This is a genomic window from Liquorilactobacillus sucicola DSM 21376 = JCM 15457, from assembly GCF_000612445.1.
In the GTDB taxonomy this organism is placed as follows: Bacteria; Bacillota; Bacilli; order Lactobacillales; family Lactobacillaceae; genus Liquorilactobacillus; species Liquorilactobacillus sucicola.
Map to the genome: position 1 here is coordinate 36,763 of NZ_BALC01000007.1, position 17,558 is coordinate 54,320.

Consider the following 17,558-nt stretch of genomic DNA (forward strand, 5'->3'; position numbering starts at 1 on the left):
CTCTTAATTGCTTACAATATAAAGTAAGTATAGCAACAGAGTGTCGGTTATTCAACACTATGGCGGATATTACAAAGTTGATAAAGAGACCTTGAGGGGGTAAGCATGATTAAACAGAAGTTATATGGCGGGATTGATGTTGGTTCGACAACTGTTAAAGTTGTTATTTTAGATGAAAATAATAATTCTCTCTACGAGACCTATCAGCGTCATTTTTCTGATGTAAGAAAGGCAAGCAAAAAAGTTTTGTGCGAAGCTGCACAAATAGTAGGCACTGAACATCCCATTTCATTCAAAATAACTGGATCTGGCGGTATGGGCCTAGCGGAGATACTCAAGTTAGAGTTTGTTCAAGAAGTGATTGCTTGTACTAGAACGGTTGAAACGGTAATTCCAGAAACTGATGTAGCAATTGAATTAGGTGGTGAAGACGCTAAAATCACATTCTTTGGAGCTTCTTTAGAACAAAGAATGAATGGAAGCTGTGCAGGAGGGACAGGTGCATTTATCGACCAAATGGCCAGCCTGTTGAAGACTGATGCGGCTGGTTTGAATGAGCTGGCAAAGGGTTATGAAACGATCTATCCCATCGCATCGCGTTGTGGTGTGTTTGCTAAAACTGATGTGCAGCCTTTGATTAATGATGGTGCACGTAAGGAAGATTTGGCTGCTAGTATTTTTCAGGCTGTTGTCAATCAGACGATTGCAGGTCTGGCATCTGGGCATAAGATAACTGGAAGAGTCGCTTTTCTAGGTGGCCCGCTTTATTTTATGAGTGAATTACGCCAACGATTTATTGAAACATTGAAATTAACCCCTGAAAATATTATTTTCCCCCAAAATCCACAGCTATTTGTCGCTAAGGGCGCAGCACTTTATGCCAAAAAAAGTTCTCCAACAACAATAGCTCAACTGATAGAACGCCTGGAAAAAGCAGATGGTCAGGCATTGAAACCAACTAAAACACTACCACCTCTGTTCAATAATCAGAACGAACTGGAAGAATTCAGGAAAAGGCATCAAAAAGCACGGGTTGAAAAGGGGAATTTAGCCAGTTATCAAGGAAATGCTTTTTTAGGTATAGACGCTGGGTCAACTACAACGAAGATTGTCCTGATGAGTGAGGATCATCGTTTACTGTACACTTGGTATGGCAACAATGATGGCGACCCGCTCAAAAAAACGATGAGTATATTAAAAGAAATGTATCGGCATCTGCCTACAAAAGTTAAGATTGTCAAAACATGCACCACTGGTTATGGTGAAAAATTGATAAAAAGTGCTTTGAAAGCTGATTTGGGCGAAGTTGAAACTGTGGCACATTATAAGGCTGCGCACTATTTCATGCCAGATGTTGATTTTATTTTAGATATTGGCGGACAAGACATGAAGGCAATGCACGTTAAGAACGGTGCATTATCGACAATTCAATTAAACGAAGCCTGTTCATCTGGCTGCGGTTCATTTATTGAAACGTTTGCGAAGTCTTTAAATTACGATGTTAAGGATTTTGCAAAAGTTGCATTGTTAGCTAAGAGCCCAGCTGATTTAGGCTCACGATGTACAGTCTTTATGCAGTCAAAGGTTAAGCAGGCTCAAAAAGAGGGTGCTTCAGTGGGAGATATTTCTGCGGGGTTGTCGCTTTCGGTAATTAAAAATGCTTTATTCAAAGTCATCAAAGCTCGTAGTGCTGAAGATTTGGGTAGTCATATTGTGTGTCAAGGGGGGACTTTCTACAACGAAGCTGTTTTGCGTTCATTTGAGAAACTAAGCGGTCAAACGGTGATTCGCCCTAATATTGCCGGTTTAATGGGAGCGTATGGAGCAGCACTGCTTGCTCAAGAACGCGCAAAAGAGGGTGATACTACGACACTTTTGACAACGGAAGAAATGAATGGTCTTTCATCTACAAAACAATTTGATCATTGCGGCCGTTGTGAAAATAACTGCCTGCTCACGATCACTGTTTTTAATGACGGCCGCAAATTTATTACAGGAAACCGTTGTGAAAAGGGCCTGCGGATTAAGTTGAAACCACAAGACCAACGAGTTAATCTAGTTAAAGAGAAATATCATCGGCTTTTCGAGTATCGCCCCTTGCGTAAGCGACTCGCTACTCGTGGAGTTATTGGCATCCCGCGTGTTTTGAATATGTATGAAAATTACCCTCTATGGGCAGTTTTCTTTAAGAAACTGGGAATCAGGGCACAGCTCTCGACCAGATCCAGTGAACAGATGTACGAAAAAGGTCTTGAAACGATACCTAGTGATACAGTTTGTTATCCAGCTAAAATGGTTCATGGGCATGTGCAGTGGTTGATCGATCGTGGACTTAAAACGATTTTTTATCCAAGTGTTGTTTTTGAACGCAGAGAAAGTAAAAATGCTGATAATCATTTTAATTGCCCAATTGTACAATCTTATCCAGATGTTATCCGTAACAATGTTGACCAAATTCGCAATGGGGAAGTTGACTATCGCAACCCGTATCTAAATCTGAACGACCATCAATCTACTGCACAGAATTTATACGAGACTTTTAAGGATAAAGGCGTGACACTCAAGGAAGTAAAAGAGGCACTTGAGGAAGGATATAAGGAATTAAAAAAATTCAAGCAATGGATTCAAAATCGTGGTGAAGAAACGCTGCGTTTAATGCGGCAAAATCATCAAAAAGGAATCGTTTTAGCTGGACGTCCTTATCATCTGGATCCACAGATAAATCATGGAATCTCGCAGATCATTGCAGCCGAAGGTTTTAATGTTTTGACAGAAGACAGTATTTCACATATGGAAGATGTCGCAGGACTGAGAGTTGTTAATCAATGGACATATCATTCGCGTTTATTTGCGGCTGCTAAAGTAGCTGCTAAGACTCCTGAATTAGAGTTTGTACAGTTAAATTCATTCGGTTGTGGGATAGATGCGATAACGACGGATCAGGTTGAAGAAATTCTTGCACAGCATAATAGGCTATATACGGTCTTAAAAATTGATGAAGGAACAAATATTGGTGCTATTAGAATCAGATTGCGCTCATTAAAAGCAGCGGTTAATGAGCGTCACGCACAGCATATTGAACCGCAAAAATTATATGACCTCCCGCAACCTATCAAATTTACTAAAGAAATGAAGAAAAAGCATACATTGCTAATGCCAATGCTATCGCCAATCCATCAGTCACAGCTGGTTGATGTTGCATTGCAGTCTTCTGGGTATAATGTGGTTAATCTACCACTTCAAGATCACAAAGCAATTGATATCGGAACCAAGTATGTTAACAATGATGCTTGCTATCCAGCAATCATAACGATTGGACAAATGATTGAAGCGTTGAAGAGCGGAAAGTATGATGTTAACAATACCTCTGTTATGATGAGTCAAACTGGTGGCGGTTGTCGAGCAACCAATTATATACCATTGATTCGCAAAGCTTTAAGAGATGCTGGTTTCGGACAGGTCCCAGTAATTTCTATCTCTCTTGGTAATAAAGGGGTCGAGGATACTCCGGGCTTCAAGTTGACTATTCCATTGGCTAAACGTGTGGCCTTGGCCTTCTTATATGGGGACTTGTTTGAACGTGTGGTTTATCGAACGAGACCCTATGAATTGAAAGCTGGTCAAGTAGACGAAATGCATGCTGCCTGGCTAGACCGGGTCAGAAAAAACATTGTTAATGGTAGTTTTCACGAGTTTAAACAAAATGTACAGCGGATCGTAAAAGATTTTGATAACTTACCACTTAAGGATATAATCAAACCGCGAGTCGGAATTGTTGGTGAAATATTAGTCAAATATTCACCGATTGCAAATAACAATATTGTCCGTTTGCTTGAAAAAGAAGGTGCAGAGGTTATTTGTCCCGATATTGTTGGTTTTATGAATTATTCACTGTACAATCAAATCTATCGGCATGATCATCTAGGATTTTCAAATAAGAGCAAGTTATTTGCTGAATTGGCGCTCAAAGTGATCAAGTGGTGTGAGAAACCAATGAATACGGCACTTAAGAATTCTGATAGATTTACGGGAATTGAAGCAATCGAGCAACTGGCAAAGGATGCCAGTTCCATCTTGTCTTTGGGTAATCAGACTGGGGAAGGATGGTTTCTGACAGGAGAAATGATAGAGTGTTTGAAGTCAGGAATTGATAATATTGTCTGCATGCAGCCTTTCGGTTGTTTGCCTAATCATATAGTTGGAAAAGGTGCAGTTAAGGAATTGCGCAGCCAATATCCAAATGCTAATATCACTATGATTGATTATGATCCAAGTGTTTCTGTCGTTAACCAGCTTAATCGAATACGGCTGATGCTTGCGACAGCTAACAAAAATCTAGTAAGATAGTTTTAACAATTTCATAGATTAGACCTGAGGAGCTGAGTCAAAAGTTATTTTTGACCGGCTCCTTTTGTAAGCTTGTACTGCATGCATTATTCACAATTAAGACAGGGCAATGCTGTTAAAGCCACACTTAACACGTAAAACTTATTGATCTTTGTTATTCTTTTCACTAGTAGATTTTGGTTCAGCAATAATGCTGTTGGGTAATCGATCATTTTAATTGCACCCCAAAGGAGATTTTTATAGAGTTAACATAAGTAGTTTGCAATGAGGAGAGACCACAAATGAGACTTGCTAAATATCGATCAAAAAAAGAAATAACGGCTGCAAAAAAGATGAAGAAGCGTTTAAGGTCGCAAATGGAAGATGTGATTTATAGTTTAAATATGGTTGGGGTTGGATCAAACAAGCATGCGCGACATTACTATAAGGTAAAATTAAGTTTACTCAAAGTATTATTTATTTATGTAGACCAATTGCTGTTGCTCAACGAGCTTTTTTTTAAAATTAAGCGTGAAACGGGTCAAATCAAAAGGATTAGTAGGGGTACCGCAGTTTTCTTATTTCTTAAAAAAGCAACAAACAATCTTAAGAAAATATCTCCGTTGGAAAAATGTTATCCGCAAGTATTCGAAGTAGAACTTGAAAAGATGATCCTACAAAAAAGTGACAGGATGATTGAGATAAAAAAGAATGTTGTTTCTTTAAGAAAGGGTTGGGAAGACTTAGAAGAAGTAGCAAAAATTATCATAGTCGGTACATCTGCTTTGGAAAAAGCAAAACATACTGAAACTGCTGGAGAATTGCGGGCTGAAACAGAAAAAATGGAACATTGTTATCACACCTATATGGTAAAGAAAATGATCAGAAAAATGAAACTGCAACCCCCTCAAAAAGAAAGTATGTGCGAGAGAGCTGTTCATGAAGTGCGCAATGCAGATATGTTGTGCTGGCCACCTGAAAGTATTGAAGTACTGTTAAGTAATTTCCTTCAAGTCAGATTTAGGCAGAGTGAGGCTCAAGAAAAAAGTTTTCAGAACAGCGATAGTGCAAATTCTTATAAGCGAGTAGGGACAAGATTATTTAGCGAAATGTGGGATTCGTATCAGCAAAGCTGCATGCAGCAAAAAAGTGCGCAAAATAAACTAACATTACTGATGACAGTTTCAAAAATGTGTGATTTAAACGGCAGCAAAAGTCAGACAAAGCATTTGTTACGATATTTTGCACCGATCAGCCTGCTGCCGCTTTCTGGAAAGATTTAGCGAAAACAGTGCAAACTGCCTTTCCTGAGGGATTAAATGCAACTTTGAATGAAAAATTAGCTAAAAACGTTCATCAATTTCGTTATCTTATTTCAGCACAACAGATACAATTTGTCAGAGAAAAGTATTTGCAGCAGGGAAAAACAGAATTTGAAGCATTAGCATGGTATCTAAGTACGTTGCCAGAAGGACAGTTTTCATTAGATGAATCGGCCCGTCTTCATCAAAAACATAGGCGTAAAAATGGCGAAGCACCAGCGAATTATTATAAAACCAATATCAAAGTAGTAGTCGGATTTCACTCGGAATACATTCTTGATGGCAATGGGAATTTGATCAATGAGATTGATGTGGAAAAAGAGCCATTTGAAAATGAAAACGGTATAGTAAATGGAGCAAGCTTTAATTATGCTGCTTCAAATGATTATAAAGCAAGCAAAGGTCCAAAATGGAATGCTGTCCATTCAGACCATTATAAATTAGATATTAGTATTCCATCTAAAATGGAGCCAATATTTCGTTTAAAGACTGTTAAAAATTACAAGTCGCCTTCTTTAAAAATATACAACTGCCAAAAGGATCCAAACTACGGATCGAACGGTCAAAGTGCACATCAAGCCAATCAAAAAGCAATGCATGCTTTTTGGAAAGAAATCAAAAGATTGAGCTGAAAAGCAAAAACATAAGCACAGTCTATAGAGTGCTAAAGTTTGCTAAAAAAAATATTTCCTAGGAAATGGTTAAGAAAAAAATGTTAAAAATTGACTAAATTGTGTTTTTAGGGTAACCTAAAAATGTGAAGAAGTTAACTTTGTATAAGAGGTGATGGGAATGATTGAGTGCAAGAATGTCAGTGTGGTATACAACAATGAGGTCGAAGCTTTACACCATATAGATTTGGCGATTAAGGGTCCAACAATTACTGGAATCATCGGTCCAAATGGATCAGGTAAGTCTACGCTTTTGAAAGCAATACTGGGAATGGCTCAATTTAATGGAGAAATCAATATTGATGGTGTTACTTCTAAAAAGTTTTTAAAAAAAAATTGCTTATGTTGCACAAAAAAGTTTGATCGATTTATCGTTCCCAATTACTGTTAAAGAATGTGTATCCTTAGGGATATTGCCAAGTCTAGGACTTTTTAAAAGAATAAAAAAGGCAGATTGGAAAAGAGTAGAAAAAGCGTTGGATATTGTAGGGTTGAGAGAGCAGGAACAACGCCAAATTAGTGCATTGTCAGGTGGGCAGTTTCAGCGAGTACTGATTGCACGTTGCTTGGTTCAGAATGCCGACTACCTTTTTTTAGACGAACCTTTTGTGGGTGTTGATATGATAAGTGAAGATATTATAATAAAAATTTTAAAAAATTTGAGAAACGAAGGTAAAACGATTTTAATTGTTCACCATGATTTAAGCAAAGTGAAAGATTATTTTGATCAGTTGGTAATGTTGAACAGCAAAGTAATTGCGGCAGGGGCAACTGCTGAAGTTTTTAACATGCAAAATTTGAAGTGCGCCTATGGCGAAAATATTTTTGTAGACAGGGGTGAATAAAGATGCTTGCAGAGTTTATTCATGGATTGATGACTTTTCATTTTTTACAAAATGCCTTAATAACTGCAGTTGTTGTAGGTACTGTTTCAGGTATTGTCGGATGTTTCATTATTTTACGTGGAATGTCGCTAATGGGGGATGCGATTTCTCATGCAGTTTTGCCAGGAGTAGCTATTGCATACATCTTGAGTATCAATTTTTTTGTCGGAGCAATTGCATTTGGAATATTATCTTCAATAATAATTACTTATATTAAAGAAAACAGTCTTATCAAGAGTGATACTGCGATTGGAATAACCTTTAGTTCCTTTTTAGCACTGGGAGTTATATTGATTGGGGTTGCACGCAGTTCAACTGATTTATTCCATATACTTTTTGGGAATATTCTTGCAGTTCAGGATGTGGATAAATGGATAACGATTGCAGTTTCTTTCCTAGTTATATTAGTGATTGTTTTATATTTCAAAGAACTCTTATTGACATCATTTGATCCGCAAATGGCTAAAGCATTGGGGATGCGAGTCAATTTTTATCACTATCTACTTATGTTGATGTTGACCTTGGTTGCTGTTACTGCTATGCAAAGTGTGGGAACAATTTTAATTGTGGCGCTTTTAATAACACCGGCTGCTACAGCATTTTTATTCACTAAAACTTTGAAAACAATGATCTTCTTAGCGGCCGGAATCGGGGCAGTTGTTTCGGTAATAGGGCTCTTTATCGGATACAGTTATAATATCGCAGCTGGTTCAAGCATTGTGTTAACCGCTGCTGTAGTGTTCTTAGTTAGTTTTTTCATCTCACCAAAACAAAAATATGTGAAAAGGAAGGTGCAAAAATGGTGAAAAAGATGCGCAAATATTTAAGTTACGTGGCTTTTACAGCTTTCATCGTTTTGGCGTTTGCAGGGTGTTCTTCAACTAAAAATAGTACATCGGAAAAATCAGATAAAATAAAAGTAGTGGCAACTAATTCTATCATAGCTGATATTACTAAAAACATTGGTAAGAATCGTATAGAGTTACACAGTATCGTTCCAGCTGGACGAGATCCCCATGAGTACGAGCCACTGCCTGAAGATACGAAAAAAGTATCTGAAGCTGATGCTATTTTTTATAATGGACTCAATCTAGAAACTGGTGGCAATGCATGGTTTGAAAAACTTGTCAAAAATGCAGGTAAAAAGGCAAATAAAGATTATTTTGCAGTTAGTGATGGTGTGAAAAAAATATATTTGGAAGGAGCGTCGGAAAAGGGAAAAGAGGATCCCCATGCGTGGTTGGATCTTAAAAATGGTGTTATTTATGCGAGGAATATTGAGAAACAGCTTGCAGCTAAAGATCCGAAAAATAAGAAGTTTTACAAGAAAAATTTGAACGCATATGTAAAGAAATTAAATGGGCTTCATAGCAAAGCTAAACGCGAGTTTGAAAATATTCCTGCTGCTAAAAAGATGATTGTTACAAGTGAAGGATGTTTCAAGTATTTTTCTAGGGCTTACAATGTTCCTTCGGCTTATATTTGGGAAATTAATACTGAACAAGAAGGCACACCAGATCAATTAAAAAAATTAGTACAGAAACTTAAGAATTCAGAGGTCCCAGCACTATTTGTGGAAAGTAGCGTAGATTCAAGACCAATGAAAACTATTTCGAAAGAAACTGGTATTCCGATCTACTCTGAGATATTTACAGATTCTGTCGCTAAGAAGGGTCAGACTGGAGATAGTTACTATTCAATGATGAAATGGAATTTAGAAAAAATTGCAGCTGGCTTGTCTCAATAAGTAAGCACTTATTGGATGAATTTGTTCTTGCTATCTACAATAAAATGATGGGAAAAGTGTGGCATATTTGTTAAAGCTTAGAGTACTGACGTAAAATTAGAAATGTATGTAGTGAGTTGTTCAACATGCATAATGCGAAGTTGGATAGAGAATTTTGAATTATAATGTATCTTCATGCAAATTTATAAGGAGCTGTGCCAAATTTAGTTTTTGGCACAGCTCCTTCTTTTTATTCCGTATAAACGTGTTCCATAAGTCAAAATTCTCCGTCTAGCTTCGAATTACTCATAGCAAAGTACTCGCTATGTTTGTAATTTCGAGTTAGTACTCAAATTTTCCCGACTTTGTACTGCCTTATTTAAAATAAACGCATATTATCTGCATCAACTCGTCTCAAGCAATCAAATACTCGCTTAGCAGCATTAAGCATTTCCGCTTCCAGTATAGTATAACTAGCAGCAATCTTTGAGAATAAAAAAGTTAATGCAGTGATGTTAGCTTTTCTGAAATTATCTTAGCAGAATTGTCTAGTTTAGCTTGTTCTTCGATAGTTAGCTTGATTTTATTTATCTCAACAACTCCCTGACGACCTATAACTGCAGGGTATCCAATATAGTGACCATAATTTTCAAGATAAACAGAGGTCGGGCATGCAAGGTGTGCATCTGAAAGTACCGCGAGAGCAAGCTTAATTGCACAGGTCGTAATCGCGTAACATGTATAGTGTTTACCTGAAAAAATCAACCATCCTCCGCGACGAGCACGGTGATCCAAATCAGCAAGATCTAAACCACATACGGCAGCGGCATCTTCAATTGTGTGTCCCTTAACTTCGACCGTTGACCAAGCAGTGAATTGTGATTCTCCATGCTCGCCAAGAACATAACCGCTAATATTTTTAGGATCCTCATGGACGGCTTGGCCAACTGCTCGCTGCATTCTTGCAGTGTCCAAGAATGTTCCTGTCCCGAAGACTTGCTTCTTGCTGAGACCAGTTTGTCGCTGCAATAGAGTAGTAATAACGTCGCATGGATTGCTAATATTGATAAGTACGCCATTAAACCCAACTTTTTTGATTTTTTGAGCAACCTCTGCAACAACAGCAGCATTGTAGTTCAATTCACCAAAACGATCTCCATCCATCTTTATGGCCGAAATATTTCCAAAAGCTGTTATGATAACATCTGCATCTTTTAAGGCAGTATAATCTTGTGGAATAATTTTGGTAAAAGTGTCTAAGCGAGAAAGGGTATCGCGAAGATCGTACTCTTCTGCAACTGCCTTATCCTCATTTGAATCAATCAAAACAAGTTCATCGGCAATCCCCTTTGTCACAAGTGTATAAGCAATAGTTGCACCAACATGGCCTAGACCTATCACACCAATTTTTCTCATTCAATGAACCTCCATTAAAATAATCTAAAGCTATTATAATCTCAATTTTAAATGTTCTGGGCTTAAAGTCAACTGCGGCTTTGCTTTTTTATATAAAGCTATGTATAAAAACATGGTCTTTTTTGGTAAAATTAAATCTGAGTTAAATCACGTTCCTGTAGATAATTTTTAGATTTAACTCCAATTTTTTGTAAATTTAATTAAATAATTTTAAAATAAAAGCAACAACGTTTTTAGAAAGGAAGATCAAAAATGTCTTTGAGAATAAGCTTGATACAAATGGATGTAAAATATGCTCAGGCAGAAGTCAATTATGAGAGGGTGCAGCAGCTGGTTACGGAAGCAGCTGCTGCTAAAACTGATATAATTGTTCTCCCAGAGATGTGGAATATCGGGTATGCATTGGATCAGCTAAATGAGTTAGCTGACAAAGAGGGGAATAGAACTAAAACTTTTTTGGCGGAATTAGCACGAAAGTTGGAAGTGAATATTGTCGGTGGGTCTGTTGCAACGGTGAAGAACGGCTCCTTCTACAATACCAGCTATGTTTTTGATCGCAAAGGCAAACTTTGCAGTGAATATGATAAGGTACATCTATTTGGCCTGATGCATGAAGATAAGTGGATAACTGCGGGAGCAAAAGCTAATCGTTTTGTTTTAGATGGCATTCCAGCAACAGGTGTTATTTGCTACGACATCCGTTTCCCAGAATGGGAACGGTCATTGATGCATCAAGGAGCCAAAGTTTTATTTGTCAGTGCGCAGTGGCCAGAGCAAAGGATTGAGCAGTGGGAAATTATGTTGCGAGCACGAGCTATTGAAAATCAGGCGTTTGTTATAGCTGTTAATCGAGTGGGGGAAGGTCCGGAAGGAGATCATTTTAATGGTCACTCGCTTGCAATCGATCCTTTGGGCAACATTCTTTTGCGAGCTCCAGATGACAAAGAAGGAATCTTTGATGTCAATTTAGACTTAGATTCACTCGAAGCAATTCGTGGTGAAATACCTGTTTTTTTAGATAGGCGGGTAGATTTATATGATTAGTCCACAATTTTCGTGTAATATAAGAGATAAAATGACTCTGCTAAAACGGTAAATTATAATAGAGTTGCACATAAATAGTAGTAGTCAAAAAAATAAGCGGTACATTTTATATGGACTAGCCAAGTTTTGTTAGCGACTTCAGCGTACAAGTCAATATAAAAAGCATTTTATATTATCATTGGACAACAGCAAGTGCTAAATGCGGTTCTTTCAAAAGGGGGTAAGATAAAGTTAAAGTACTGTTAGGCAGTACTTTAAAAGAGAGCACGATAATGTAGAAAAATGAGTTTATGCTAATTGTGGACTTGTGCAATGTTTTCGTAGAAGGGCTATAGTGTAATATAAGTTGAAATGAGGATGTTTTAAGAAAGAAGGTGAGGAATATTAATAAGTAAAAAATTATCATTTTTAATAATTTAAATGATACGTATTACGATATGTTATTTAAATATTGTCAAAAAAATAGTAGAATAGAAAATATGTGGTTTAAACCTGCTGGGGGTATCGATAATTCTGCATGCAACACACAAAAAAATGTTGGGAGAGTAATATAAATACCAAGACTTTGATAAGAAACATATTTTTAGAATTTTTAAACATATTAGTGTAAAATGTACGCATGGAAGATAGGAAAACACATAATTTATAGCGTTTACTTGACAAGGCTATATTATTTTAGTATATTATGATAGTTCACATGTTATATAAAAATTTTTAAACATTCGGGGGAAAAAAAGCGTGATTACTTTACAAAAATCTTTGACCAACTTAACGCAGGTTTTAAGGCTGCATGAACGACATCAAGATGCACCTGATTTTGAAAAACTGGGCGCAATCGATATTTACTATTTGGAAGCTATTTATCAACTTAAAGAGCCGACAATTGGGATGATATCTAAACTGCTTGATCAATCCACACCTAATACTAACTACCATATTAAAAAGCTAATGAAGTTGGGCTTAATTGAAAAAAGGTTAGATGATGTAGATCGTCGTGTTACACATTTGATGGTAACAGATAAGTATCATCAAATGATGGACTCAGACAATGAATTTTGGCAGAGATTGGAAAATAAGCTCGAAGATGAAGTCGCACCTAAGGACTTAGCTATTTTTAAGCGAGTTTTGCGTCAGACGATTGAGATAGTTACGGATGAGAGCTTGGATGAATTTTAATAAAAGAGTGTGTTATATATATATTGATGGCTGAAAGTTGAGATAGTATCTCGACTTTTTTGTTTTTAATGGAAGGAAAGACAGCTATGTTTATTCGATGAAGTATTATTTAAACCGGACATACCTTTAAAAAATAATTAATTATGTTAAATTTTGACAAACGAGTATTTTTTTAGATGTTTTGTATGAAGTAAGCTTTGTTTTATATGCTATAATCGGCACGAGCAGTTTTGAGATAAAGCAAAGAAAAAAACTGGACAAAGAAGAATCGTGCAGGAGGCAAAGTTGTGCTGACTATACAAAGGATTGAAAAATTTGGCTAAGAAGAGAAGAAAGAAGACCAACCGCAAGAAGAAAGGCTTCTTGATAGTTAATGGAAAATTACAGATAACTAATGTTTTAGTGCTGGTTTTAGTTATAAGCTTGTTAACAGTCCAGGTAATGAATTGGTTAGGCAAGTATTCAACAAGCGATAATAATGATGCTGATACTACACAAATCAATGATAATACAAAAAGAAACTTTATTAATCAGATTTTGCCGGTTGCACAGAAAGAACAAAGGCAGCATCAACTATTGACCAGCATTACACTTGCACAAGCGGCCCTTGAATCAAATTGGGGCCAGAGTCAATTAGCAAGTCGTTATCATAATTTGTTTGGTGTTAAAAGTGATGCAGCTAATGCACAGCTAATGACAACTGCTGAGTACGTTAATGGGCAATGGATAACAGTTAAAGCTAAATTTGCAACTTATAAAGATTGGAATGAATCAATTGAAGCACATACACGCTTATTTGTGAATGGAACCGGCTGGGATCAGGATCATTATCGGTCAGTGTTAGCGGCCAAAGATTATCGTGAAGCCGCTGCTGCCTTGCAAAAACAAGGTTATGCCACAGATCCTGGATATGCCCAGAAATTGATTCAGATTATTCAAGAGTATCAATTAGACAGGTATGATAAGACTTTAACAAAATAAAGTCGAATAATAGAGTTTGCCGATTGGCATAATATATGCTAATCTACGTAGGTATTGTACTTATATAATGTCATAATATGGTTGACAAGTTTCTACCCAAGACCGAAAATCTTGGACTATAAGTAAAAAAAGCTACTAATAGTGGGAGGGGCTTCTTTTACGACTTGTCGTGTTAAAAGAAGCCTTTTTTGTACTTTAAAAAGAAAGGTCGGATAAGTTGAAGTTACTGGAAGAACGGATTCGTGAAGATGGGGTCGTATTGGACGGAGATGTGCTAAAAGTGAATCAATTTTTAAATCATCAAATCGATCCCGAACTGATGTATGCTGTGGGGCAAGAATTTAAACGTTTGTTTGGTGAGGAGGACATAACTAAGATATTAACGGTAGAGTCTTCAGGGATAGCACCAGCTATTATGGCAGGCTTATTGATGCATGTTCCAGTGGTTTTTGCGAAAAAGCAGAAGAGCTCGACTTTGAATGGAAGTCTATATACAGCAAAAGTTTATTCATATACGAAAAAAGTCGAAAATACGATATCTGTAGATGCAAAGTTTTTAAGTACCAATGATAACGTGTTGATAATTGATGATTTTTTAGCAAACGGTCAAGCTGTGAATGGCTTGTTAGATATTTGCAAACTGGCGCAAGCCATGTTGTTGGTGCTGGTATTGTAATTGAAAAGTCATTTCAGCAAGGAGCAGAACTGATTAGAAAACGCGGCGTCAGATTAGAGTCATTAGCACGAATTTCTTCTTTTGCGGGTAATAAAGTTCATTTTGCAGGGAGCGCTGAGAATGATTAATCAAGTCGAAAAAAATGTTAGTAATGGCAAAGCAGCAATATTAGGGTTGCAACATTTGCTAGCAATGTATTCAGGAGCAATAGCAGTTCCTTTGCTGATAGGAACTGCTTTGAAATTTAATAGTACACAAATGACATATCTTGTTTCGATTGATATATTCATGTGTGGGTTAGCAACTTTGCTGCAACTTTTGCGGAATCGTTATTTTGGAATAGGGCTACCAGTTATATTAGGATGTGCGATTCAAGCTGTTGGGCCATTAAAGATGATCGGCAAAGAATTCACGATCGGTACAATGTATGGAGCTATTATTGTTGCTGGAGTTTTTGTCTTTTTGATTGCCGGTCAATTTTCGAAGATAAAAAAACTTTTTCCGCCAGTTGTAACAGGCTCATTGATCACTGTGATAGGATTGACATTGATACCGATTGCGGTCCAAAATATTGGAGGCGGAGATGCAGCCTCAAAAAGTTTTGGTGAACTGCATAATGTTTTACTTGGTTTTATAACTATTTTAGTTATTTTAATTATTCAAGTTTGGGGTAAAAAATTCATAAGTACTATTTCTGTTTTACTGGGATTGGTTGCTGGCACGCTCATAGCATCAATGATGGGTTTAGTTTCACTGGCACCGATTGTTGATGCTTCATGGTTCAGAATACCGCAGCCGTTTTATTTTGGCGCACCTCATTTTGAGTGGTCTTCGTCAATTACGATGATCATAATTTCACTGGTTTCGATGGTTGAGTCAACGGGTGTCTTTTTTGCATTAGGAGATGTGTTGAATAAGCAAGTAACAGCAGCGGATTTAAAGCGCGGTTATCGTGCAGAAGGGATGGCTGCTATACTGGGAGGAGTTTTCAATACTTTTCCCTACACTACATTTTCTCAGAATGTTGGTCTTTTGCAGCTATCGGGTATTAAAACTAAGAAACCAATTTATTGGTCTGCAGGTTTACTGATGCTGATGGGACTTTTGCCCAAGATAGGTGCGGTAGCCACCATTATTCCAACACCGGTTTTAGGTGGTGCAATGCTGGTGATGTTTGCCATGATAAGTGTTCAAGGGATGCGAATGCTGCTAAAGGTTGATTTTTCGGATCAGAAAAATTTGCTGATAGTTGCTCTTTCAATAGGCTTGGGCTTAGGCGTTGCAGTCTATCCTGAAGTTTTCCAGTTTTTCCCAAAAACACTGCAACTTCTCTTAGGCAATGGAATTGTTGTTGCGAGCCTTGTGTCAGTTTTGCTAAATGTTATTTTTAAAGGACGCAGCGGTTTAGAAGAGTAGTGACAGTATCAGGCAAATGGTATGTCGAAGGCAGCTTTTGAGTACTAAGTGTGAATTACGGGTATGGTTAGAGATTGATGAAGGGTAATTCACATGTGTTATAGAGAGTCTGACTAGCTATTGAGGCACACCATCTACAATGCAAGATTTAAAACAAGAAACAGTAGCAAAATATTCCTTGTGACTTAGCGATAGATTTTACAAGCAGCTTAAGAACTACATATTAAGAGTGTTCCAGATGTCAAATTTTGCCACTTAATTGCGTTTTGCTCATAGCCAAATAGCCTATGTATACAATTCGTTGTTGATGGGTAAAGATTACTACAATTTCTGGTACGCTTTTTTATTGTGGAGAATGACTTCACCATAAATCGTTTTTTTAGAATTAATAAAGAATTGAAATCTACAATGTATGGTAAACTATTAGACGAGAGGACACCTTGCGGATTAAACAGCAAGGGCAAAGATGGCTTACGATTATAAGATTAACTGACCACAGAGAAAGTAGTGAGAGAATGGATAATGAAGTGTTGTTCCCTGGAAGCGCGATTGGGATAATAGGCAGCAGCCAAATGGGATAATGTTGGCTGAAACTGCCAAAAAATGGCTTTCAGGTCGTGGCGTACGGAGCGAATGAAGCGGATCCTACCATGCAGGAAGCAGACCTGAGAATTATAGGCGCACAAGACGACAAAACCAAGTTGCAAGATTTCGCCGAGAGGTGTGATGTTGTAACTTATGAGTCTGAGAATGTTTCGGCGGAAGTAGTTGCTTTTTTAGAACGCTTTACACGCATCCCTCAAGGAAGAGAAGCTCTGGAAAATTCGCAGGATAGGTTGTTGGAACGCGCATTTCTAGAACAGATCAACATCAATATTGCACCTTATGCAACGATTGTTGGTTTAGATGACATTTATCAATCCATAGGTTCTATTGGTTATCCGTGTGTTTTAAAACCAATTCAAAAGGGGTATGGTCGAAGAAGACAACAGATTATTAGAAAGCAGTCTGACATCTCTAAGTGTGCAGATTTGGTTGATCTGGGAACGTTTGTTTTAGAAGCTTGGATACCATATGAAAAAGAGCTGTCAGTTGTTATTGCAAAGGAAGCAAATGGCAAACTTAATATGTTCCCTATCGTTGAAAATATTTATCACGAGCATCAGCTGCATCAATCAGTAGTTAAAGCAGATGTTTCTGCTGAAATCAAAGCTGAAGTCCAACGGCTGGCAAGTGACATTTCAAACGAATTGCATTATGTTGGTGTCTTGGAGATTGCTTTCTTTTTGACCAAAAGCGGTACTTTATATGTAAAAAGGATTGTGCCGACTCTTCATAAGGCAGGATATCTTTTTGATAAGGCAACAAATGTTTCGATGTTTGAACAGCACTTGCGTGCACTCGCACATATGCCGTTACCACAAGTAAAATTACTCCAGCCGACTGTAGCAGTTGCATTGCGCACCGAGGATGTTGACCAGCTTAGGACCCAGTGGATTCTTAAAGACAATTGGTACTATCATTTTTATCGTTATCCTCAAACAACGCATGTTCAAGAAGCAGGCTATTTGACAGTTCTAGCTGATACGGTCGAGGCTGCTGTTCAGCAAATCGACGCGACAGGGATTTGCAACGAAGATATTGAAGTTAAACAAAAGGCCCCAGCAGAGATTGAAGACAGTAAGGAAGCTGAAGAAAAGGATTAAAAAATAGTTTTTATGTATTAAGGGAATGAACATCAATTATAGGCGTATTTTTACATGTTGGGAGATACACGGCTTTAAAAAAGAAAACCGCTCTGACGGGAGCGGATTTGTTTCTCTTTTTTAGAGAAGTGTTATCTTTTTTTTGCTATAATGGAAGCCGACTGGACAAAAGAGAGGATTGAAATCAAGTGGTAGCAAATGATCTATTGAACGA

At 37.4% G+C, this 17,558-nt stretch carries 10 protein-coding genes, 3 pseudogenes and 1 riboswitch; of the genes and pseudogenes, 12 read left to right on the forward strand and 1 reads right to left on the reverse strand.

The features are described from left to right. Positions 1 to 105 precede the first annotated feature (105 nt). The 6 genes and pseudogenes from JCM15457_RS10020 (at position 106) to JCM15457_RS10040 (ending at position 8,950) form a co-directional block, all read left to right on the forward strand. Positions 106 to 4,347 (forward strand): 2-hydroxyacyl-CoA dehydratase, encoded by a 4,242-nt coding sequence (locus tag JCM15457_RS10020; protein WP_081778251.1) that lies wholly within the window; start codon positions 106 to 108, stop codon positions 4,345 to 4,347. Between the two features lie 281 nt (positions 4,348 to 4,628). Next, positions 4,629 to 5,609: a hypothetical protein gene (locus tag JCM15457_RS11755; protein WP_051993453.1), complete on the forward strand. Its 981-nt coding sequence runs from the start codon at positions 4,629 to 4,631 to the stop codon at positions 5,607 to 5,609. Further along, complete coding sequence (locus JCM15457_RS11760; protein WP_081778252.1) at positions 5,564 to 6,280, forward strand: DUF3114 domain-containing protein; 717 nt, start codon at positions 5,564 to 5,566, stop codon at positions 6,278 to 6,280. The genes JCM15457_RS11755 and JCM15457_RS11760 overlap by 46 nt, the downstream gene beginning before the upstream one ends. A gap of 160 nt (positions 6,281 to 6,440) precedes the next feature. Continuing rightward, positions 6,441 to 7,164 (forward strand): annotated as a pseudogene (locus tag JCM15457_RS10030) (metal ABC transporter ATP-binding protein). Positions 7,165 to 7,166: 2 nt separating this feature from the next. Continuing rightward, on the forward strand, positions 7,167 to 8,009 hold the full coding sequence (locus JCM15457_RS10035; RefSeq protein ID WP_034989729.1) for a metal ABC transporter permease: 843 nt from the start codon (positions 7,167 to 7,169) through the stop codon (positions 8,007 to 8,009). A 5-nt stretch (positions 8,010 to 8,014) separates the two neighbouring features. Next, the gene (locus JCM15457_RS10040) at positions 8,015 to 8,950 is read left to right on the forward strand and encodes a metal ABC transporter substrate-binding protein (protein ID WP_051993463.1); all 936 of its coding nucleotides are present in this window, start codon (positions 8,015 to 8,017) and stop codon (positions 8,948 to 8,950) included. A 480-nt stretch (positions 8,951 to 9,430) separates the two neighbouring features. On the opposite strand, the gene JCM15457_RS10045 is transcribed toward JCM15457_RS10040, so the two are convergent. Then, positions 9,431 to 10,345, reverse strand: a complete 915-nt coding sequence (locus JCM15457_RS10045; RefSeq protein WP_034989730.1) for an L-lactate dehydrogenase — start codon at positions 10,343 to 10,345, stop codon at positions 9,431 to 9,433. A 258-nt stretch (positions 10,346 to 10,603) separates the two neighbouring features. On the opposite strand from JCM15457_RS10045, the gene JCM15457_RS10050 reads away from it, so the two are divergent. The 6 genes and pseudogenes from JCM15457_RS10050 to JCM15457_RS10075 all read left to right on the forward strand — a co-directional run bounded on the left by JCM15457_RS10050 (position 10,604) and on the right by JCM15457_RS10075 (position 17,344). Further along, positions 10,604 to 11,389, forward strand: coding sequence for a carbon-nitrogen family hydrolase (locus JCM15457_RS10050; RefSeq protein ID WP_034989774.1), 786 nt, complete (start codon positions 10,604 to 10,606; stop codon positions 11,387 to 11,389). 738 nt (positions 11,390 to 12,127) lie between these two features. Beyond that, a complete protein-coding gene (locus JCM15457_RS10055) occupies positions 12,128 to 12,565 on the forward strand; it encodes a MarR family winged helix-turn-helix transcriptional regulator (RefSeq protein ID WP_034989731.1) in 438 nt (145 codons plus the stop codon). A gap of 315 nt (positions 12,566 to 12,880) precedes the next feature. Next, positions 12,881 to 13,546, forward strand: coding sequence for a glycoside hydrolase family 73 protein (locus tag JCM15457_RS10060; RefSeq protein WP_051993465.1), 666 nt, complete (start codon positions 12,881 to 12,883; stop codon positions 13,544 to 13,546). Positions 13,547 to 13,586: 40 nt separating this feature from the next. Beyond that, positions 13,587 to 13,685, forward strand: a riboswitch (purine riboswitch). 78 nt (positions 13,686 to 13,763) lie between these two features. Then, positions 13,764 to 14,350 (forward strand): annotated as a pseudogene (locus JCM15457_RS10065) (xanthine phosphoribosyltransferase). Next, a complete protein-coding gene (locus JCM15457_RS10070; RefSeq protein WP_034989733.1) occupies positions 14,343 to 15,638 on the forward strand; it encodes a nucleobase:cation symporter-2 family protein in 1,296 nt (431 codons plus the stop codon). The pseudogene JCM15457_RS10065 and the gene JCM15457_RS10070 overlap by 8 nt, the downstream one beginning before the upstream one ends. Before the next feature lie 515 nt (positions 15,639 to 16,153). Continuing rightward, a pseudogene (locus JCM15457_RS10075) lies at positions 16,154 to 17,344 on the forward strand (5-(carboxyamino)imidazole ribonucleotide synthase). Positions 17,345 to 17,558 lie beyond the last annotated feature (214 nt).